The sequence below is a fragment of the Streptomyces sp. NPDC053432 genome, assembly GCF_055585365.1.
The window spans coordinates 603,868-624,027 of sequence record NZ_JBVJKF010000002.1; the positions used below are offsets into that span (position 1 = coordinate 603,868).

Consider the following 20,160-nt stretch of genomic DNA (forward strand, 5'->3'; position numbering starts at 1 on the left):
CTCCTCCTCAGTTCTTCCGGCCGCGGACGAGGGCAGGGTCCACGACGCCCCGCCGCTCGTTCCAGAACCTGCCGTCGTGGATCCGCCACCAGCACATGACGAGCACGCCGACGACGGCGATGCCGATTCCGATGACCAGGGGCGGGCCGAGGCCGAACCAGGACACCCCGCCGGCGGAGTTCTCCGGGTCCGACATGTCGGCCACCGACTCCACGAGCAGCCAGATCAGCAGGCCGGCGCCGATCACCGGGCCCGCGCCGATGAGCAGGAAGTTGCCCGGCGACTCCAGCAGGTGGCGGCGGTAGTAGACGGCGCAGGCCAGTCCGGTGAGCGCGTAGTAGAAGGCGATGAGCAGGGAGAGCGCGGTCAGCGAGTCGAGGAGGGCGTTCTCGCTGATCCGGTTGACCACGAGGTACCAGCCGATGGCGATGGCGGCCACCCACCAGGTGCTGACGCTCGGGGTCCGGAAACGCGGGTGGATGTGCGCGAGACGGTGCGGCAGCGCGTGCCGGCGGGCCATGGACAGCGCGGTGCGGGAAGCCGGGATGATCGTGGTCTGTGTGGAGGCGAGGGCGGAGGTGCAGACGGCGGCGAGCACCATCCAGTCCCAGCCGCCCATGACCTCGTGGGCGAGCACGGCGAACACGGCCTCCTCCTCGCCCGCGTTCTTGGCGAGGTACTCGGTGCCGGCGTAGGCGACGACGGCGAAGCCCACGGACAGGTAGGTCACCAGCAGGATGACGGTCGACCAGATGCCGGCCCGCCCGGGCGCGGTGGCGGAATCCTCGACCTCTTCGGTGAGGTTGACCGCGGACTCCCACCCCCAGTAGATGAACACGCCCAGCAGCAGGCCCGCGGTGAGGGCGGCGCCGCCCGCGCCGAAGGGGTTGAGCCATGCGACGGACGGGTCGAGCGCCTGGAGGGTGCTGGTGTCCGTGTAGACCCGGTAGATGGCGACGACGGCGAAGACCAGGAGGAAGAAGACCTGCGCGAGGATGAGGACGTCCTGCAGGTGGGCGGAGAGCTCGGTGCCGATGACGCAGATGAGGGTCATCAGGAGGATGACGACGACGGCCAGCGTCTGCCGGACGGCCTCGTTGGACGCCCAGCCGTCCAGGCCGACGGTGAGCAGCCCGAACCGGACGGCCACGTCGGCGAGCGAGCCGATGACGAGCACGCCGGTCATCGCGATGGCCCAGCCGCCGAACCAGCCCGCCCAGGGGCCCATGGCCCGGGTGACCCACGAGAAGGTCGTGCCGCAGTCCTGGTCGACGCGGTTGAGGTAGTAGAACGCGGCGGCGATGAGCAGCATCGGCACGAAGGACGCCAGCATCACGCCGGGCGCGTAGACCCCGACCAGGGCGACGATCGGCCCGAGGACCGCCGCCAGGGAGTAGGCCGGCGAGGTCGAGTTCAGGCCGATGACGAGGGCGTCGAGGAAGCCGATCGCGTCCGCCTTCAGCCCCGGTTCGAGGTCGCCTTCCCCCGCACCGCCACCGCTCTCAACGTCTCGGGCCATGTACGCATCGTCACGCACCCGGCGGCGCCCCGCGAGGCGGGTTCCGCCGGTCAGGGGCGGGTGTTCCAGCCCGCGACCACCGGGAGGCCGTGCTCCCGGGAGAGCGTGCTGACGGTGCCGGTGCGCAGCAGGAAGAGCCGCCCGTCGGCGGGGTCCAGGCCCAGGTAGCGGGCGGTGAGCACGCGGAGGAAGTGCCCGTGGGCGACGATCACCACGTTGCCCTCGTCCGCGGCCAGCACGGGGGCGACGCGGGCCAGCGCGCGGTCCGCGCGGGCGCCCACCTGGGTGGCGTTCTCCCCCGGGTGGGTGGCGTCGCCGGGCGGGACGCCGTGGGTCCACAGGGACCAGTCCGGGGTGGTCCGCCGGATCTCCGCGGTGGTGACGCCCTCGTAGCCGCCGTAGTCCCACTCGTGCAGGTCGGGGTAGGGGGTGCCGCCGGTGAGCCCGGCGAGCTCGGCCGTCGCGACGGCCCGGCGCAGCGGGCTGGTCAGCACGAGGGCCGGGTGGCGCTCCCGGAAGAAGGGGGCCAGCGAGATGGCCTCCTCCACTCCGCGCGCGGTCAGCGGGACGTCGGTGAGTCCGGTGTGCCGCCCGTCGGCGCTCCAGGCCGTCTCGCCGTGCCTCACCAGCAACAGGTCGCTCATCCTCGGGACCTTATGTCTTCCGGCATGTCGACGCGGCGGGGCCGGGCGGGCGTGTCACTGTCGGGCCTCATGAAAGAGGGGCGGCGGCTGCCCGCGCTGATGATCGTGCTGACGCTGGCGACCGGGCTGGTGGAGGCGGTGAGCCTGCTCGCGCTCGGGCCGGTGTTCACCGCCATGCAGACGGGCAACGTGCTGTTCCTGGCCTTCGGGGCCGCCCGGGCGGGCGATCTGCCGGCGCTGCCTTCCGCGGTCTCCCTGGCGGCCTTCGTCCTCGGTGTGATCTGCGGGGCGCGGCTGGAATCGGCGACCGAGGCGCGCGGGCGGCGCTGGTTCATCATCGGGCTCACGGTCGAGGCGGGGCTGGTCCTGGTCGCCGCGGGCCTCGGCTGGGGGCTGGAGCCGCGCTACGGCGCGCCGACCGCGCGGCACCTGGTCGTCACGGCCGTCCTGGCGTTCGCGCTGGGCGTCCGCAACCTGACGATCATGCGGGCGCACTTGGCGGGGGTGCCGACGACGCTGATCACCCGGTCCATGACCGCCTTCTTCGGGGGCCCGGCCATGGGACAGGAAGGTGCCCTCGCGTACTGGACCCCCGCGTGGCGGCTGCGCGGGCTGTCGGTCCTGGCCATGTTCGCGGGCGGCTTGGCCGGGGCGCTGCTGGTCCGGGCCGGATGGACGGTGGGTCTGCTGCTGCTTCCGGTCGCAGCGCTCGTACTGGCGTCGGCGGCGGCCGAGCTCGGGCAGCCCCGGCTGTTCTCCGGACAGTTCCCCCGCGGCGGGCGATCCGGCTGAACCGGGCCAATGCCGTGCCATTGGTACAGTCACGGCATGGCGGTGGATGAGCTCGACACGAGGATCCTGCGCCTGCTGATCGAGCAGCCGCGCACCAGCGTCCGTGAGTACGCCCGGATCCTCGGTGTCGCGCGCGGCACCCTCCAGGCCCGCCTGGAGCGCCTGGAGCGCACCGGTGTGATCACCGGGACGGGCCCGGCGCTCTCCCCGGCGGCGCTGGGGCACCCGGTGCTGGCCTTCGTGCACATCGAGGTCACGCAGGGGCACCTGGACGACGTCGGGGACGCGCTCGCGGCCGTGCCCGAGATCATCGAGGCCTTCTCGATCACCGGCGGCGGGGACCTGCTGACCCGGGTCGCGGCCCGGGACAACGAGCATCTGGAGGACGTGATCCAGCGGCTGATCCGGCTTCCGGGCGTGGTCCGCACCCGTACCGAGGTGGCGCTGCGCGAGCGGGTGCCGCACCGGCTGCTGCCGCTGGTCGAATCGGTGGGACGGGCGGCCCGCAAAACCTGACAAGATGGTCTAGACAGGTAATGACCGGCAGGACGGGCGCAGCGGATGATTTCCGTCATATTCGATCTCGACGGCACCCTCGTGGACAGCGAACCGAACTACTACGAGTCGGGGCGCCGCACCCTGGAGCGGCACGGCGTCCCCGATTTCACGTGGGAGGAGCACTCCCGCTTCATCGGGATCGGCACCCTGGAGACGCTGCAGATCCTCAAGGACCGTCACCGGATCGAGGCACCCGTCGGGCAGCTCCTGGCCGAACAGAACGCGGCCTACCTCGAACTGGCCCGCACCCGCACCGAGGCCTTCCCGCGGATGCGCGCGTTCGTGGAGCGGCTGCACGGCGAGGGCGTGCCGATGGCGGTCGCCTCCGGATCCTCGCGCGAGGCGATCGACGCCGTCCTGGCGGGCACCGGTCTGGACGCGATGCTGGACCTGGCCGTCTCCGCCGAGGAGGTGGCCCACGGCAAGCCCGCCCCGGACGTCTTCCTGGAGGCGGCCCGCCGGCTGGGCGCGGAGCCGGCCGACTGCGTGGTCGTCGAGGACGCGGCGCCGGGGGCCCGGGCCGCCCATGCCGCCGGGATGCACTGCGTGGCGGTCCCGTACGTGGCGCGCAGCGCACGGGACCCGGAGTTCGCGACCGCGGGCCTCCTCTTCCCGGGCGGGCAGCGGGAGTTCAGCGCGGAGGCGGCCCACGCATGGCTGACGGGGCTGCGGACGGCCCGGTCCGGGGCCCGGCCCGCGTCCTGACGCCCCGTCGGCACTCTGGCGCTCCGACGGGGCGGCTGTCACCATGCCCGCGTGACCTCGACCCAGACCCCGCAGACCGGGAGCCCCGGCGCACGGAGCGATGGCGGGCCGCGCGGCTGGCCCCTGCTCGGGAACCTGCCGGCCTTCGCCCGTGACCCGCTGGCCTTCTTCGAGTCCCTGCGCGACGAGCACGGGGACTGGGTGCCCTGGAGCCTCGGCCCGCAGCGCAACGTGCTGGTCTCCCGTCCGGCGCACGCGGGCGAGCTGCTGGGTGCCGTGGAGTCCACCTTCGAGCCGACGGAACTGGGCTGGGCCTTCCGCCAGTTGCTGGGCAACGGGGTGGTCGTCGCACGGGGGGACGACTGGCGGCGCAAGCGGGCCCTGGTACAGCCCGCCGTGCGCCCGCGCCAAGTGCGCTCGTACGCCGCCACGATGGTGGAGTGCGCCGACGCGCTGGCCGGGACCTGGGAAGAGGGCGACGTCGTCGACGTGCACCGGGAGATGGCCGGGCTCACCCAGCGGATCGCGGTGCGCACCCTGTTCGGGAGCGACTGCGCCGGCCGGGAGGCTCCCATCAGCGCGGCGATGGCCACGGCGCAGCGGGAACTGGGGGCCGAGTTCCGCGGGCTGACCCTCTTCCTGCCCCCCTGGGTCCGCACGCCCGGCAGGCAGCGGATGCGGCGGGCGGTGGCGGTCCTGGACCGGGAGATCGAACACGTCATCCAGGAACACGAGGCGGCCTCGCGGGCGGGGACGGAACGGGACGACCTCCTGAGCCGGCTGCTGGCCGCCCGTGACGAGCGGGGCGGCCCCCTCTCCCGCAAGGAGCTGCGGGACGAGTCGATCACCCTGTACATCGGCGGCCACGAAACCACCTCGACCACCCTGACCTGGGCCTGGCAGCTGCTGTCGGGGGCGCCCGGGGCGCGGGCCCGGCTGACGGAGGAGCTGGACCGGGTCCTCGGCGGGCGGCTGCCGACGTACGACGACTACGCCCGGCTGCCGTGGACCCGGCAGGTGGTCAAGGAGTCACTGCGCATCTATCCGCCGGTCTGGCTGATCTCGGCGGTGGCCGTGGAGGGCGCGAGCATCGGCGGGCGGCCGGTGCCCGCGGGGACCTCCGTGTGGACCAGCCCGTGGTCGGTGCACCGCGATCCCCGCTGGTTCCCGGACCCGGAGGCCTTCCGCCCCGAGCGCTGGGACGCGGACGCCCCGCACCCCGTCCCGGAGCACGCCTGGTTCCCCTTCGGCGGCGGCCCCCGGGCCTGCCTGGGGGCCCGGTTCGCCCTGGTGGAGGCGGCGCTCGTGCTGGCCGTACTGGCACAGCGTTTCCATCTGGACAGCGGCAGCGGCCGGGCCGCCGTGTTCCCCGGGCTCACGCTCCAGCCGAGGACACCGGTCACGGCGACGCTGGCGGCGCCCTGACCGGCCCGGGGGGCGCGGGAAGATCCCGCGGAGCCGGGAAGTTGGTAGAACCGTGAACGAAATTTCGCGGGACGTGGACGTGGCGGTCATCGGCGCCGGGCAGGCCGGGCTCTCCAGCGCCTACCACCTGGCCCGGTCGGGGATCGGGCACGTGGTGCTGGACCATGCTCCCCGGCCGGGCGGGGCCTGGCAGTTCCGCTGGCCCTCCCTCACCTACGGCAAGGTGCACGGGATGCACGCCCTGCCCGGCATGGAGCTGACGGGTGCGGACGGGCTGCGGCCGTCCTCGGAGGTGATCGGGGAGTACTTCGCCGCCTACGAGGACCGCTTCGACCTGCGTGTACGGCGTCCCGTGGACGTCTCGGCCGTACGGGAGGGCGCGGGCGGACGGCTGCGGGTGGAGGCCTCGGACGGCGTCTGGTCGGCCCGGGCCCTGATCAACGCCACCGGCACCTGGGACCGGCCGTTCTGGCCGCGCTACCCGGGCCAGGAGGACTTCCGCGGCCGTCAGCTGCATACGGCGGACTACCCGGGTCCGCGGGAGTTCGCGGGGGCGCGGGTGATCGTCGTGGGCGGCGGGACGTCCGCGGTGCAGCATCTGCTGGAGATCGCGGAGGTGGCCGCGGAGACCACCTGGGTGACGCGCCGGCCCCCGGTCTTCCGCGACGGGGGCTTCGGCGAGGCCGAGGGCCGGGCCGCGGTGGCGCTGGTGGACGAGCGCGTACGCCAGGGGCTGCCGCCGCAGAGCGTGGTGAGCGTGACGGGGCTCCCGCTGAACGAGGCCGTCCGGGCCGGACTGGCCTCGGGGGTGCTGGAGCGGCGCCCGATGTTCGAGCGCCTCACCGCCACGGGCGCCGCCTGGGCGGACGGCAGCCGGGTCGACGCGGACGTCGTCCTGTGGGCCACCGGCTTCCGGGCGGCCGTCGACCACCTGGCGCCGCTGCGGCTGCGCGAGCCGGGCGGCGGCATCCGGGTCGAGGGGACGCGGGCCGTCCGCGACGAGCGGGTCCACCTGGTCGGATACGGCCCGTCCGCGTCCACCATCGGGGCCAACCGTGCGGGCGGCGCGGCGGTCCGCGAGATCCGCCGCCTCCTGGCGCGCGAGCGGGCCGGCGAGCGGGTCGCCGCACCCGTGGGCTGAGCCCGCCGCCTCGCCCTCAGCTGGCCGCCGCTTCGTCGAGGGGGAAGATCCGGTCCGGGGTGCCGCCGGCCGCGCGGTCCTCACGGGTCGGGTACACCCGGCCCGTCCCGTCCCGCACGTCAAGAACCGGATCGGTCCAGCTCTCGGTGGCCTCCGGGACGAGGATGCGCGTGGTGCCCCGCTCCGCGTCGTGGATCAGGAGCGAGACGATGTTGTGGAGCTGGCAGCCCATCCCGCCGTGACCCTGCTCGGGGTGGTCCTCCGGGCCCCCGATCCGGATGGTGAAGAAACGCTCGCCCTCCCAGGATCCGCCCTTGTCCAGCCAGTGGCCCTCGCCCACGCGTACGCCGTCCACCCAGAGCATGGCCTTGCCCGGATGGTCGCGGAAGAGGAGCACCGACCGGTGCTCGTCGCCGTCGGCGAAGGTCACGTCGATCTCGTGCTTGGTGTGGCAGTCGATGAAGCTGCTGCAGGCCCCGGGGGTCTCCCCGTGCCGATAGTCCGCGAGCCTCTCGCCCGGCGCGGGATCCTGGCTGCAGACCTCGGCGAAACGGCAGGCCCGGTCGACGCGCCGGGTGCAGCCGAGCCCCATCGCCGCGATGTCGCGCGCCCCGGCCCGCGAGAGCAGCTCCCCCAGCCGTTCCACGTACCGCTCCTCGCCCACCAGGGCGGTCAGTTCGACTTCGTCGGACCACCAGTGGAGCAGGTCCACTCCGACGGGCGAACGGGCCAGCCAGCCCTGCCAGTCGACGACGCGGCTGCCCCATCGCTCGATCATCCGTTGGCGTCCTGCCCGTTCGGCGGCCGCGGCGGCCTTCGCTTCCGCCTCGATGCGCTCGTCGATGCACCTGCGGATCGAGTCCGTGCCGAACGCGAGCCCGTCCGTGGTTCCCTCGCCCGCTCTCGCGTTCGCTTCAGCCCTCTTCTTCGCTCTCCATGGCCATCCCACGGTTCGCCCCCTCGGTCCGCGCACTCGCCAGGCCGCCGATCGTAGGCCTGACGCGGGCCCGGCCGCCCCTCATTTCCCGGCGCCCGGTCCTGCCTTCGCGCGCAGCCGGTTGAACTCCGCCACGTGCTTCTCGTGTTCGTCGTACGTCGCGGAGAAACGGGTGTCCCCCGGCTTCACGGTGACGAAGAAGAGCCAGTCGCCGGGTGTCGGGGCGACCGCCGCCGCCATGGCCTCCAGGCCGGGGCTGTCGATCGGGGTGGGCGGCAGTCCCTGGCGTTCGTAGGTGTTGAAGGGGCTGTTGATGCGGGTCTCGCTCAGCTTGGTGTCGACCGTGCTGCGGTTCAGCGCGTAGTTGATGGTCGAGTCCATCTGGAGCGGCATCGACTTCGCCAGCCGGTTGTGCACCACCCGGGCGACCTTGCCCATGTCGGCGCGGCCGTCGGCCTCGGCCTCGATGATGCTGGCCATCGTGGCCGTCTGGTACGGGGTCATGCCGTGGGCCTTGCCGCCGTCGGCGACGGCCCGGGTGGCGAGCTTCTCGTTGGCCGTCCGCACCATGTGCGCGAGGAGCGTCGCCGGGGTCGACTTCGAGGTCACCGGATAGGTCGCCGGGAAGAGGTAGCCCTCCGGGTTGCCCTTGGCCTCGGCCGGGAGGGGCAGGCCGGCCGTGGCGACCGCGGCCTTGGTCGAGCCCGCCGGGAGCCGCAGCTCGCGGTCGACCGCCTCGTACACCTGCGGGGCGCGCCAGCCTTCGGGGATCACCAGCCGTCGCGGGGCTTCGGGTGCCGGTTCGCCCCCGAGGACCGGGATCAGGACCACCGCGCCGACCGTGAGCAGTGCGGTGAGGAAGAGCGCCAGCCGGCCCCGGCGAGTCAGCCGGGAGCGGCTCTGAGGCGGCAGATACTCATGACGCATACGGGAACGCTAACCGGCGAAGCGTGACATTCCAGGCATCCGCCCCGTGCGCCGGTCACACGATCACACATTCACCGCGGCCAAATGGGTGGCGTCCCGGTCCCGGCGGACCAGGGCCGCGTACCGGCCGTCCGCCTTCAGCAGCTCCTCGTGCGTGCCGCGCTCGGCGATCCGGCCCTTGTCGAGGACCACGATCTGGTCGGCGTCGCGCACGGTGGACAGCCGGTGGGCGATGGTGATGGTGGTGCGGCCCGCGGACAGGTTGTCGATGGCCTGCTGGACGGCGTGCTCCGTGCGGGTGTCCAGGGCGCTGGTCGCTTCGTCGAGGATCAGCACCGGCGGGTCCCGCAGGATGGTGCGGGCGATGGCGAGGCGCTGCTTCTCCCCGCCGGAGAACCGGTAACCGCGCTCGCCGACCAGGGTGTCGTACCCATCGGGCAGGGACTCGATGTGGTCGTGGATCTGGGCGGCGCGGGCCGCCTCCTCGATCTCCTCGTCCGTGGCGTCCGGCTTGGCGAAGCGCAGGTTGTCCGCGACCGAGGCGTGGAAGAGGTACGTCTCCTGGGAGACCACGCCGATGGAGCGGGCCAGCGAGTCGAAGTCGAGGTCCCGCACGTCCACCCCGTCGAGGGCGACCCGGCCTCCCGTGACGTCGTAGAGCCGGGGCACGAGGTAGCTGAGCGTGCTCTTGCCGGAGCCGGTGGGGCCGACCACGGCCAGGGAGCCGCCGGCCGGGACGGTGATGTCGATGCCGGAGAGGGTCGGCCCGCTCTTGGCGTCGTACGCGAAGTGCACGTCCTCCAGGGTGACCTCGCCCTTGGCCCGGTCGATGGTGACGGCGCCCTCGCGCTCGGTGATGTCCACCGGCAGGTCGAGGTACTCGAAGATGCGGGCGAAGAGGGCCAGCGAGGTCTGGATCTGCACGCCGGTCGACAGCAGGCTCACGGCGGGCCGGAAGAGGCCCTGCTGGAGGGTGACGAAGGCGACCAGGGTGCCGACGGAGAGCGAGGGGGCGCCCGTCTGCAGGGCGATGCCGGCGGCCCAGTAGATGAGCGCGGGCATGGCGGCCATGACGATGCCGATGGTGGACATCCGCCAGCGCCCGGCCATGCTGGCGCGCACTTCGAGGCCGACGAGCCGCTCCGACTCCTCGGCGAAGGCGGCCGTCAGGGACTCGGAGCGGCCCATGGTGCGGCCCAGCAGGATCCCGCTCACCGACAGGGACTCGGTGACCGTCGCGGCCATGGCCGCCATCTGCCGCTGCCGCTGCGTGGTGATCTTCTTGCGCTCGCGTCCGACGCGCCTGCTGATCCACACGAAGACGGGCAGCAGGAGCAGCGAGACGAGGGTGAGCCGCCAGTCGAGGGCGAGCATGGCGACCACGGTGGCGATGACGGCCGTCAGGTTCGAGACGAGGGAGGTCGCGGTGGAGGTGACGGTCGCCTGCATCCCGCCGATGTCGTTGGCGATGCGGGACTGCACCTCACCGGTACGCGTCCGGGTGAAGAAGGCCAGCGGCATCCGCTGGAGCTGGGCGTAGACGGCCGTGCGCAGGTCGTGCATCACGCGCTGGCCGACCGTGGTGGATATCAGGGTCTGGAGCACGCCGAAGACGCTCGTGACGACGGCGGTCAGGATCATGCCGAGGGCGAGCAGGCTGAGGAGCCCCGTCCGGCCCTGCGGGATCGCGACGTCGAGGATCGCCTTCAGCATGAACGGCGAGGCGACGCCGACGAGCGAGGAGGCACCGACGAGCAGCCCCACGACGGCGAGCCGGCCGCGGTAGGGGCGGAAGAGCCCCACGATGCGGCGCAGCTCCCGCGGCTGTTCGGCCGGGGCGGGGCGGGACGGGTCGAGGGGATCCTTCGACGGGATCCATTTGGGTTCGTCGTGCGGCATGGGCACCCTCCGGGGGTCGGCTGCTTTTCATTGGAGCATAGGTCATTGTTACCTATGCTCACAATGAGCGGGGTCCTGATATTCTTCCCGGCATGAGCTCCGCCTCCGACACCGACCGCCTCCTCGCCGAGCAGCTCCTCCGCCTGACGCGAAGGCTGCACCGGATCCAGAAGCGCCACATGGAGCCGCTCGGGATCACTCCCGCCCAGAGTCGGCTGCTGCGCCTCGTCTCGCACTACGAGGGCGAGCAGCCGCCCCGGATGGCGGACCTCGCGGCGCGCCTGGAGGTGGTCCCCCGAGCGGTCACCACGCTGGTGGACGGCCTGGAGGCGGCGGAGTGCGTGCGCCGTGCGCCGGACCCCGCGAACCGCCGGGTCGTGCGGATCGAGCTCACCGAGACCGGCCGCGCCACGCTGCGCCGTCTGCGCAACGCGCGGACCGACGCGGCGGAGGAGATCCTTGCTCCATTGACCGCCGATCAGCGCGAGGTCCTCGGCGGTCTGCTCGACGCGCTGTCGGACGCCCCGGCGGAGCGCCGCTGCTGAACGAGGCGAGGGGTCGCGGATGCCGCTGCTGGAACCGGAGCCGGGGGCGATGCGCCCGCACACCCTCAGTGGCCCCTCCCCCGACCGGGTGCCCCGGCACCGGGCGGGCGGCACCCCGGAACCGCTGCGCGGTGAGCTGATCGCGCTGCTCGGTGCCGAGAAGGTGCTGTGGAAGGTCTCGGACCTGGTCCGCTACGCCTCCGACGCCTCCCCCTACCGGTTCGTCCCCCAAGTGGTGGTGATCGCCGAGGACCTCGACGACGTGTCCGCGGTGCTCTCGTACGCCCGCGGCCGGCAGCGGGACGTGGTCTTCCGCGCCGCCGGGACCTCCCTGAACGGCCAGGCCCAGGGCGAGGACATCCTCGTGGACGTACGCCGCCACTGGGCCGGGACCGAGGTGCTGGAGGGGGGCCGGCGGGCCCGGATCCGGCCCGGCACGACGGTGGTGCGGGCCAATGCCGCCCTCGCCCGCCACGGCCGGATCCTCGGCCCCGACCCGGCCAGCGCCATCGCCTGCACCCTCGGCGGGGTCGTCGCGAACAACGCGTCCGGCATGACGGCGGGCACCGCGCGGAACTCGTACCGCACCCTGTCCTCGCTGACCCTCGTGCTGCCCGGCGGCACCGTCGTGGACACGGCCGACCCGCTGGCCGACGAGGAACTGGCGCGCGCGGAACCGGCCCTGTGCCAGGGCCTGTTGGACATCAAGAAGGAGATCGAGACCGACCCCGCACTCGTCTCCCGGATCCGGGCCAAGTACGAGATCAAGAACACCACCGGCTACCGCCTGGACGCGTACCTCGACGGCAACACCCCCGTGGAGATCCTGCGCGGTCTGATGGTCGGTTCGGAGGGCACCCTGGGCTTCATCTCCGAGGTCGTCTTCGACACCCTCCCGCTCGACCGCGCTCTCTGCTCCGCGCTGCTGTTCTTCCCCTCGCTGCCCGCCGCGGCCGCGGCCGTGCCGCTCTTCAACGAGGCGGGTGCCGTCGCCGTCGAGCTGATGGACGGCAACACCCTGCGCGCCTCGGTCACCGTCGGGGGCGTGCCCGCCGACTGGGCCGGCCTGCCCAGGGGCACCACCGCCCTGCTCGTGGAGTTCCGCGCCCCGGACGAGGAGGCCCTCGCCGCGCACGAGAGGCGGGCGGCCGAGATCCTGGCCGGGCTCGACCTGGTGGCACCGGCGGCCTCGGTCACCAACGCCTTCACCCGGGACGCGCACACCGTCAACGGTTACTGGAAGGCCCGCAAGGCCTTCGTCACCGCCGTCGGCGGGGCCCGCCCGGTCGGCACCACCCTGATCACCGAGGACTTCGCGGTGCCTCCCTCGCGGCTCGCCGAGGCCTGCGAGGCGCTGCTGGAACTCCAGGCGGAGCACGGTTTCGACGCCGCCGTCGCAGGTCACGCCGCCCACGGCAACCTTCACTTCCTGCTCGCCTTCGACGCCTCCGACCCGGCCGACGTCGAGCGGTACGCGGCCTTCATGGACGCCTTCTGCCGGCTCACGGTGGAGCGGTTCGACGGCTCGCTGAAGGCCGAGCACTCCACCGGCCGCAACATGGCGCCCTTCCTGGAACTGGAATGGGGCCCCCGGGCCACCGAGCTGATGTGGCGCACCAAGCGGGTCGTCGACCCGGACGGGGTGCTCGCCCCGCGCGTCCTCCTCGACCGCGATCCGGGCGCCCATCTGCGCGGCCTGAAGACGATCCCGCGCGTGGAGGCGGTCGCCGACCCGTGCATCGAGTGCGGGTTCTGCGAGCCTGCCTGCCCCAGCGGGGACCTGACGACCACTCCCCGCCAGCGGATCGTGCTGCGCCGCGAGATGACGCGCCAGCAGCCCGGCTCCCCCGTGCTGGACGGTCTGCTGGACTCCTACGGCTACGACGCCGTGGACACCTGTGCCGGGGATTCCACCTGCGGCCTCGCCTGCCCGGTCGGCATCGACACCGGCGCGCTGATGAAGGACTTCCGCCACCGCCGGCACGGCCCGCGCGAGGAGGCCGCAGCTGCGCTCGCGGCCCGCCGCTTCAAGGCCGTCGAGTCCGCGGCCCGGCTGGCCGTGGCGGCCGCGGAAAGGATCAGCGGCCTCGTCGGGGACGGCCTCCTGACGTCGGTGACGGGGGCCGCGCGCAAGGCCGTACGCCCGGAGCTGGTACCGCAGTGGCTGCCGCAGGTCCCCGGCGCCGCCGCCCGCGCGCTGCCCCGGACCCGGCGGGTGGGCGCCCACGCCGTGTACTACCCGGCCTGCGTCAACCGGATCTTCGGCGGGCCGGAGGGCCGGCCGGGACCCTCGCTGCCGGAGGCGGTGGTGGCGGTCTCGGAGCGGGCCGGCAAGCCGGTGTGGATCCCCGGCGACGTGCAGGGCACCTGCTGCGCGACCATCTGGCACTCCAAGGGCTACGCGGAAGGCAACCGGGTGATGGCCAACCGGATCGTGGAGGCGGCCTGGGGCTGGACGGCCGGGGGCCGGCTGCCGCTGGTCGTCGACGCCTCCTCCTGCACCCTGGGCATCGCGCACGAGGTGGTCCCCCACCTGACGGAGGACAACCGGGCGCTCCACGCCGGGCTGCGGGTCGTCGACTCGATCGTGTGGGCGGCCGACGAGCTGCTGCCGCGCCTGGAGATCCACCGCACGGTGGGCTCGGCGGTGCTGCACCCCACCTGCTCGATGCGGCAGCTGGGGGACGAGGCGCAGCTGCGGGCGGTGGCCGCGGCGTGCGCGGACGAGGTGGTGGTCCCGGACGACGCGGGCTGCTGCGCCTTCGCGGGCGACCGGGGCATGCTGCACCCGGAGCTGACGGCCTCGGCGACGGCGCGCGAGGCCGCGGAGGTGACGGCGCGGGAGTTCGACGCGCACCTGTCGGCCAACCGGATGTGCGAGGTGGGCATGGACCGGGCGACGGGCCGCCCCTACTACTCGGCCCTGCTCGAACTGGAGCGCGCGACGCGCCCGTGAGCGCCGGTGTGCGCGACCGGTCTGACCAGGTGCTACGTGGCCCTCCATGTCCGCAAACCTCTTCGTGAGGGGCTGCGGTCCACGGAAAATCGATTGCCCGGCGCCGATCCGGAAGGCGAACCTTGCACGGCTTCGACCCTTCGACCAGCCATGGGGCGTCATGCAGATCAGCGATCTTCCGTATCCGGATCCCGGGGTACCCGACGCTCGCTCCGGCCCCCGTTTCCTGCTGTGGCTGGGCCGCGGTCAGCTGGGCGGCCAGCTCAAGAGCCTGGCCTGGGGAATGCTGCACTTCTCGGGCATCGCCGGGCTGCCGTACGCGGTGGGCCTGGGGGTCGACGCGGTCGTCGAACGCGACGCGGGCCGGCTGCTGCTCGTCGGCGGCCTCCTCGTCCTGATCGGCATCGCGATCGCGCTGGGCGACGCCATGCTCCACCGCACGGCCGTCACCAACTGGATCACCGCCGCCGCCCGTGTGCAGCAGCTGCTCGCGCGCAAGACCGCCGAGCTCGGCTCCGCCCTGACCCGGCGGGTCGCGGCGGGCGAGGTCGTCGCGGTCTCCACCGGCGACGTGGAGAAGATCGGCTGGTTCGTCGAGGCGGTGTCCCGCTTCCTCGCGGCCGTCTTCTCGATCGTCCTCGTCTGCACCGGCCTGCTGTTCTACGCACCCGAGCTGGGCGTGGTCGTCGCGGTGGGCGTGCCCCTGATCGCCCTCGCCGCGCTCCCGTTGCTGCCGCGCGCCACCCAACGCGCCGACATCCAGCGGGAGAAGGCGGGCAAGGCCACCGAACTGGCCTCGGACACGGTCGCGGGCCTGCGCGTCCTGCGCGGCATCGGCGGTGAGGAACTCTTCCTCGGCCGCTACCGGGAGGCCTCGCAGGAGGTCCGCAGGGCCGCCGTGCGAAGCGCCCGGATGTGGGCGCTGATCTCCGCGATCCAGGTGCTGCTGCCCGGCGCGCTGCTGATCACGGTGGTCTGGTACGGCTCCACGCTCGTCCTGGACGGGCGCATCGCGGTCGGTGAACTCGTCGCGGCGTTCAGCGCGGTGGCGACGATGCTGTACCCGCTGCGGCACTTCGAGGAGATCGCCATGGCGTACTCCTTCTCGCGCCCCTCCGCCAAGCGGGCCGCCCGGGTGCTGTCGCTGACCCGGCACGACGCCGGCGCGAGCTCCCCGGGCGCCGGGACCCCGCAGCCGCCGGCTCCGGGCGGGGACCTGTACGACCCGCAGACCGGACTGCTGGCCCCGGCGGGCCGGTTCACGGCCGTGGTGTGCGGGGACCCGGACCTGGCGGGCCGGCTCGCGGAACGCCTCGGCGGCCATGCGGCGGCCGAGGACGCCGGGACGGGCACCGGGACGGGCACAGGGCCCTCGGTGCTGCTGGGCGGGGTGGCGCTGGACGACCTCGCGCTGGACGACGCGCGCCGGCTGGTGCTCGTACAGGACAAGGATCCGGTGCTGCTGTCGGGGACGCTGCGCGAGCTGTTCGACGTACCGGCCTCCGGGAAGACGGACCCGTGCGCGGCGCTGGCGGCCGCCCAGTGCGCGGACGTCCTGGACGCGCTGCTCCAGTCGGCGCCGGACGGGGTCGAGGACTCGATGGACGCGCGGATCACCGAGCGCGGCCGGTCGTTGTCCGGCGGGCAGCGCCAGCGGCTGGCGCTCGCCCGGTCCCTGGTGACCGATCCGGAGGTGCTGGTCCTCGACGAACCGACCTCGGCGGTCGACTCGCACACCGAGGCGCGGATCGCGGACGGGGTCGCCGGCCTGCGCGCCGGCCGGACCACGGTGGTACTGGCGTCCTCGCCGCTGCTGCTGGACCGCGCCGACCGGGTGGTGCTGATCTCCGGCGGAACGGTGGCGGCGGCCGGTACCCATCGCGAACTGCTGGGCACCGAACCGCTCTACCGGGTGGTCGTCACCCGCGAGACCGAGGAGGAGCAGCGGCTCGCCGGGCTCCCCCTGCCCGACCTCGAAGAAGCACTCACGGAAATCGAGGAATCAGCATGATCGGCGTGGCGCCGCCGGAGTACGACCCGGCGGCTCCCGAGACGGCCGCGACCCTGCCCGTGGGCACGCCGGCGACCGTACGGGGCTATGTGCGCGGCCTGTTCCGGCGCCACCGGCGTGCCTTCCTGGCGCTGGTGGGCGTCAACGCGGCCGCGGTGACCGCCTCCATGGTCGGCCCGTACCTGCTGGGCCAGGTCGTGGACGGCCTCGCGGCGGGGGCGCGCGAACTCCATCTGGGGCGCGTGGCCCTGCTGTTCGCGCTGGCGCTCGCCGTCCAGACGTTCTTCGTCCGGTTGGTCCGGCTGCGGGGGGCGATGCTCGGCGAGGAGATGCTGGCCGATCTGCGCGAGGACTTCCTGGTGCGGTCGGTGGGGCTGCCGCCGGGCGTGCTGGAGCGGGCCGGTACCGGTGACCTGCTGTCGCGGATCACCACCGACATCGACCGGCTGGCCAACGCGATGCGGGAGGCCGTACCGCAGCTGGCGATCGGCGTGGTGTGGGTGTCGCTGCTGTTCGGGGCGCTCGCGGTGACCGCCCCGCCGCTGGCACTGGCCGCTCTCGTGGCGCTGCCCGTGCTGGTGGCCGGCTGCCGCTGGTACTTCAGGCGGGCGCCTTCGGCGTACCGCTCCGAGGCCGCCGGGTACGCGGCGGTGGCGGCGGCCCTGACGGAGACCGTGGACGCCGGCCGGACGGTCGAGGCGCACCGCCTCGGTCCGGCGCGGATCGCGCGGTCGGAGCGGCGGATCGCGCAGTGGGTCGCGTGGGAGCGGTACACGCTGTTCCTGCGGACGGTCCTGTTCCCCGTCGTCAACGTCACGTTCGTGACGATCCTCGGCTCGGTGCTGATGATCGGCGGCTACTGCGTGCTGCGGGGCTGGATGTCGGTGGGGCAGCTGACCACGGGGGCGCTGCTGGCGCAGATGATGGTCGACCCGATCGGTCTGATCCTGCGCTGGTACGACGAACTCCAGGTCGCGCAGGTGTCGCTGGGCCGGCTGGTGGGCGTACGGGAGATCGAGCCGGACGCGGGGGACGCCTCCGTCTCCCCGCAGGGGCGGGCCGTCCGGGCGGACGCGGTCCGCTTCGGCTACCGGGAGGGCGTGGACGTCCTGCACCAGGTGTCGATGGCCGTGCCGCCGGGCACCCGGATGGCGCTCGTCGGGCCCTCGGGCGCGGGCAAGTCCACGCTGGGCCGGCTGCTGGCGGGCATCTACGCGCCGCGGACCGGCGAGGTCACGCTCGGCGGGGCGCGGCTGGCGGGCATGCCGGCGGAGCGGGTGCGCGAGCACGTGGCTCTGGTCAACCAGGAGCACCACGTGTTCGTCGGCTCGCTGCGGGACAACCTCCGCCTCGCGCGGACGGGTGCCGGGGACGCCGAGCTGTGGGCGGCGCTGGGCGCGGTGGACGCCGACGGCTGGGCGCGGGCCCTGGAGGCCGGTCTGGACACCGAGGTCGGCTCGGGCGGCACGGCGCTGACTCCGGCGCAGGCCCAGCAGATCGCGCTGGCCCGGCTGGTGCTGGCGGATCCGCACACGCTGGTGCTGGACGAGGCCACCTCGCTGCTGGATCCCCGGGCTGCTCGGCACCTGGAGCGGTCGCTGGCCCGGGTGCTGGACGGCCGTACGGTCATCGCCATCGCCCACCGGCTGCACACGGCGCACGACGCGGACGTGATCGCGGTCGTGGAGGGGGGCCGGATCAGCGAACTCGGCTCGCACGACGAGCTGGTCGCGGCCGACGGCGCGTACGCGGCGCTGTGGCGGTCCTGGCACGGATGACCGCCGCGGGGGGGTGATGAGGGGGGTGGGGGGGAGTTGGACACATGGCTACTCCTCGCCACTCTCAACTTATAGCGCAGTGGGGGGCTTGCGGCAAGGCCCCGATCATGACGCAGAATCGGCGGCCTGGTCCAGATCCTGCGGAAATTGGGAGATCCACTCAGTGCGAGTTCCGACCTCGGTCACCAGCGCGTTCGACCTTCCCGATCACCTCGCCCCCAAGGCCGGCCCCACGCTGATCGACGCCGACGAGCGGCACTTCGCGGCCATCGCCGAGAGCCTGGAGCAGTCGGTCGCGGAGGTGTCCGAGCGCCTCGACGCAGCGCGCCGGGCTCCCGGCGGCGTCGGCCGGGAGGCGATGGACCGCGACACGGAGATCCACCGGCTGACCGGCCGCCTGCGCACCCTGCGCCGCTTCGGCCTCGACCTGTGCCTCGGGCGGATCGTCGGCGCGGACGGCGCCGAGCCCGTGTACATCGGGCGGCTCGGCCTCACCGACAGCACGGGGCGCCGGCTGCTGCTCGACTGGCGCTCCCCGGCCGCCGAGCCGTTCTTCGCCGCTACCCACGCCAGCCCGATGGGCCTGGCGAGCCGCCGCAGGTACCGCTGGACCCGTGGCCGGATCACCGACTACTGGGACGAGGTGTTCACCGCCGACGGGCTGGAGGGGCACGCGGCGCTCGACGACCAGTCCGCCTTCATCGCCAGCCTCGGCGGCAACCGCTCGTCCCGGATGCGCGACGTGCTCGGCACCATCCAGGCCGATCAGGACGCCGTCATCCGGGCGGGATCCCGCGGTGCCCTCGTCGTCGACGGCGGCCCGGGCACGGGCAAGACCGTCGTGGCGCTGCACCGCACCGCCCACCTCCTCTACTCCGACCCCCGCCTCGGTCACCGTCGGGGCGGCGTGCTGTTCGTCGGCCCGCACCGGCCGTACCTGGACTACGTCGCCGACGTGCTGCCCAGTCTCGGTGAGGAGGGCGTGCAGACCTGTCTGGTGCGGGACCTCGTCGCCGAGGGGGCCGGGGCGCCGGCCGAGACCGACCCGGAGGCGGCCCGGCTGAAGTCCTCCGCGGACATGGTGCGGGCGATCGAGCCGGCCGTCGGCCTCTACGAGGAGCCGCCCGCCGAGGGGATGACGGTCGAGACCCCCTGGGCGGACGTCTGGCTGGGCCCCGACGACTGGGCCGCGGCGTTCGACGCCCCGGAGCCGGGCACCCCGCACAACGAGGCCCGCGACGTGATCTTCGAGGAACTGGTCGCGATCCTGCTGGACAAGCACGAGGAGGAGGACGGCGTCTCACCGCAGCTGCTGCGCAGGTCCCTGCGGCAGAACAGGGAGCTGGTCACCGCCCTGAACAGCGCGTGGCCGATGCTGGAGGCGGCCGACCTGGTCGGGGACCTGTGGTCCGTACCCGCCTACCTGCGCAAGTGCGCTCCCTGGCTCGCCCCCGACGAGGTCGCGAGGCTCCAGCGCGCCGACCCCCAGGCGTGGACGCTGTCCGACCTGCCGCTGCTGGACGCGGCACGGCAGCGGCTGGGCGACCCGGAGGCGTCGAAGCGCAGGCGCCGCCAGGAGGCCGCCGTCGCCGCCGAACGCGCGCGGATGGCCGACGTCATCGACCGGGTGCTCGAAGCCGACGCCGACGGTGAGGGGGCGGTGACGATGCTGCGCGGCAGGGACCTGCAGGACAGCCTGATCGACGAGTCCGCGCTGCCCGGCATCGACCGTGACCTGCTCGCCGGGCCGTTCGCGCACATCGTGGTGGACGAGGCCCAGGAACTGACCGACGCGGAGTGGCAGATGCTGCTGATGCGCTGCCCGTCCCGGAGCTTCACCATCGTCGGTGACCGCGCCCAGGCCCGGCACGGGTTCACGGACTCGTGGCGGGAGCGGCTGGAGCGGGTCGGCTTCGACCGGATCGAGATGGCTTCCCTCAGCGTCAACTACCGGACACCGGAGGAGGTCATGGCGGAGGCCGAGCCGGTCATCCGGGCCGTGCTCCCGGACGCCAACGTGCCGGCCGCCATCCGCAGCAGCGGCGTCCCCGTCGTGCGCGGACCGCTCTCGGAGCTGGACCGGGTCATCGACGCCTGGCTCGCCGAGAACGCGGACGGCATCGCGTGCGTGATCGGCGCTCCCGGATTCCGGGCGACGTCCCGCGTCCGGTCGCTGACGCCGGGGCTGTCGAAGGGGCTCGAGTTCGACCTGGTGGTCCTCGTCGACCCGGAGAACTTCGGCGAGGGCGTCGAAGGGGCGGTCGACCGCTACGTCGCGATGACCCGGGCGACCCGGCAGCTCGTCATCCTCACGAGCTCCTGA

15 protein-coding genes are annotated in these 20,160 nt (G+C 73.4%); 10 read left to right on the top strand and 5 right to left on the bottom strand.

The annotated features are described in order from the left end of the window. Window positions 1-7 precede the first annotated feature (7 nt). Together ACZ6Y1_RS05835 and ACZ6Y1_RS05840 are read right to left on the bottom strand one after the other, a co-directional pair. Window positions 8-1,519: an APC family permease gene (locus ACZ6Y1_RS05835; protein WP_469623469.1), complete on the bottom strand. Its 1,512-nt coding sequence runs from the start codon at window positions 1,517-1,519 to the stop codon at window positions 8-10. A gap of 50 nt (window positions 1,520-1,569) precedes the next feature. After that, entirely contained in the window at window positions 1,570-2,163 is a 594-nt protein-coding gene (locus ACZ6Y1_RS05840) for a histidine phosphatase family protein (RefSeq protein ID WP_469623471.1), read from the bottom strand. A 69-nt stretch (window positions 2,164-2,232) separates the two neighbouring features. Here ACZ6Y1_RS05840 and ACZ6Y1_RS05845 point away from each other — a divergent pair, with 69 nt between their 5' ends. The 5 genes from ACZ6Y1_RS05845 to ACZ6Y1_RS05865 are packed head-to-tail and all read left to right on the top strand — an operon-like array spanning window position 2,233 to window position 6,784. Then, window positions 2,233-2,955 (top strand): YoaK family protein, encoded by a 723-nt coding sequence (locus ACZ6Y1_RS05845; protein ID WP_469623474.1) that lies wholly within the window; start codon window positions 2,233-2,235, stop codon window positions 2,953-2,955. Between the two features lie 36 nt (window positions 2,956-2,991). Then, entirely contained in the window at window positions 2,992-3,471 is a 480-nt protein-coding gene (locus tag ACZ6Y1_RS05850) for an Lrp/AsnC family transcriptional regulator (RefSeq protein WP_469623477.1), read from the top strand. Between the two features lie 45 nt (window positions 3,472-3,516). After that, the gene (locus ACZ6Y1_RS05855) at window positions 3,517-4,218 is read left to right on the top strand and encodes an HAD family hydrolase (protein ID WP_469623480.1); all 702 of its coding nucleotides are present in this window, start codon (window positions 3,517-3,519) and stop codon (window positions 4,216-4,218) included. 51 nt (window positions 4,219-4,269) lie between these two features. Beyond that, a complete protein-coding gene (locus ACZ6Y1_RS05860) occupies window positions 4,270-5,643 on the top strand; it encodes a cytochrome P450 (RefSeq protein WP_469623482.1) in 1,374 nt (457 codons plus the stop codon). Between the two features lie 52 nt (window positions 5,644-5,695). Further along, window positions 5,696-6,784 carry an FAD-dependent oxidoreductase gene (locus tag ACZ6Y1_RS05865; protein ID WP_469623484.1) on the top strand — a complete coding sequence of 363 codons (1,089 nt, stop codon included), beginning with the start codon at window positions 5,696-5,698 and terminating at the stop codon, window positions 6,782-6,784. Between the two features lie 16 nt (window positions 6,785-6,800). Here ACZ6Y1_RS05865 and ACZ6Y1_RS05870 read toward each other — a convergent pair whose 3' ends face one another. From ACZ6Y1_RS05870 to ACZ6Y1_RS05880, 3 genes are all read right to left on the bottom strand, one after another. After that, a complete protein-coding gene (locus ACZ6Y1_RS05870) occupies window positions 6,801-7,562 on the bottom strand; it encodes a hypothetical protein (protein WP_469623486.1) in 762 nt (253 codons plus the stop codon). Window positions 7,563-7,802: 240 nt separating this feature from the next. Beyond that, complete coding sequence (gene mltG, locus ACZ6Y1_RS05875; RefSeq protein WP_469623488.1) at window positions 7,803-8,648, bottom strand: endolytic transglycosylase MltG; 846 nt, start codon at window positions 8,646-8,648, stop codon at window positions 7,803-7,805. A 63-nt stretch (window positions 8,649-8,711) separates the two neighbouring features. Then, window positions 8,712-10,547, bottom strand: coding sequence for an ABC transporter ATP-binding protein (locus ACZ6Y1_RS05880; RefSeq protein WP_469623491.1), 1,836 nt, complete (start codon window positions 10,545-10,547; stop codon window positions 8,712-8,714). A gap of 92 nt (window positions 10,548-10,639) precedes the next feature. Between ACZ6Y1_RS05880 and ACZ6Y1_RS05885 the strand changes: the two genes are divergently transcribed. The 5 genes from ACZ6Y1_RS05885 (at window position 10,640) to helR (ending at window position 20,160) form a co-directional block, all read left to right on the top strand. Then, complete coding sequence (locus ACZ6Y1_RS05885; RefSeq protein WP_469623494.1) at window positions 10,640-11,092, top strand: MarR family winged helix-turn-helix transcriptional regulator; 453 nt, start codon at window positions 10,640-10,642, stop codon at window positions 11,090-11,092. 19 nt (window positions 11,093-11,111) lie between these two features. Then, window positions 11,112-14,048 carry an FAD-binding and (Fe-S)-binding domain-containing protein gene (locus ACZ6Y1_RS05890; RefSeq protein ID WP_469623495.1) on the top strand — a complete coding sequence of 979 codons (2,937 nt, stop codon included), beginning with the start codon at window positions 11,112-11,114 and terminating at the stop codon, window positions 14,046-14,048. 160 nt (window positions 14,049-14,208) lie between these two features. Next, window positions 14,209-16,059, top strand: coding sequence for an ABC transporter transmembrane domain-containing protein (locus ACZ6Y1_RS05895; protein ID WP_469623498.1), 1,851 nt, complete (start codon window positions 14,209-14,211; stop codon window positions 16,057-16,059). Then, on the top strand, window positions 16,056-17,837 hold the full coding sequence (locus ACZ6Y1_RS05900) for an ABC transporter ATP-binding protein (protein ID WP_469623501.1): 1,782 nt from the start codon (window positions 16,056-16,058) through the stop codon (window positions 17,835-17,837). The genes ACZ6Y1_RS05895 and ACZ6Y1_RS05900 overlap by 4 nt, the downstream gene beginning before the upstream one ends. Window positions 17,838-18,000: 163 nt before the next feature. Next, on the top strand, window positions 18,001-20,160 hold the full coding sequence (gene helR / locus ACZ6Y1_RS05905; protein WP_469623504.1) for an RNA polymerase recycling motor ATPase HelR: 2,160 nt from the start codon (window positions 18,001-18,003) through the stop codon (window positions 20,158-20,160).

What these genes read in the sequence shown, in the direction of transcription:
- ACZ6Y1_RS05835 (WP_469623469.1), bottom strand. Translation starts at nt 1,519, where the DNA reads ATGGCCCGAGACGTTGAGAGCGGTGGCGGTGCGGGGGAAGGCGACCTC.
- ACZ6Y1_RS05840 (WP_469623471.1), bottom strand. Translation starts at nt 2,163, where the DNA reads ATGAGCGACCTGTTGCTGGTGAGGCACGGCGAGACGGCCTGGAGCGCC.
- ACZ6Y1_RS05845 (WP_469623474.1), top strand. Translation starts at nt 2,233, where the DNA reads ATGAAAGAGGGGCGGCGGCTGCCCGCGCTGATGATCGTGCTGACGCTG.
- ACZ6Y1_RS05850 (WP_469623477.1), top strand. Translation starts at nt 2,992, where the DNA reads ATGGCGGTGGATGAGCTCGACACGAGGATCCTGCGCCTGCTGATCGAG.
- ACZ6Y1_RS05855 (WP_469623480.1), top strand. Translation starts at nt 3,517, where the DNA reads ATGATTTCCGTCATATTCGATCTCGACGGCACCCTCGTGGACAGCGAA.
- ACZ6Y1_RS05870 (WP_469623486.1), bottom strand. Translation starts at nt 7,562, where the DNA reads ATGATCGAGCGATGGGGCAGCCGCGTCGTCGACTGGCAGGGCTGGCTG.
- mltG (WP_469623488.1), bottom strand. Translation starts at nt 8,648, where the DNA reads ATGCGTCATGAGTATCTGCCGCCTCAGAGCCGCTCCCGGCTGACTCGC.
- ACZ6Y1_RS05880 (WP_469623491.1), bottom strand. Translation starts at nt 10,547, where the DNA reads ATGCCGCACGACGAACCCAAATGGATCCCGTCGAAGGATCCCCTCGAC.
- ACZ6Y1_RS05885 (WP_469623494.1), top strand. Translation starts at nt 10,640, where the DNA reads ATGAGCTCCGCCTCCGACACCGACCGCCTCCTCGCCGAGCAGCTCCTC.
- ACZ6Y1_RS05890 (WP_469623495.1), top strand. Translation starts at nt 11,112, where the DNA reads ATGCCGCTGCTGGAACCGGAGCCGGGGGCGATGCGCCCGCACACCCTC.
- ACZ6Y1_RS05895 (WP_469623498.1), top strand. Translation starts at nt 14,209, where the DNA reads ATGCAGATCAGCGATCTTCCGTATCCGGATCCCGGGGTACCCGACGCT.
- ACZ6Y1_RS05900 (WP_469623501.1), top strand. Translation starts at nt 16,056, where the DNA reads ATGATCGGCGTGGCGCCGCCGGAGTACGACCCGGCGGCTCCCGAGACG.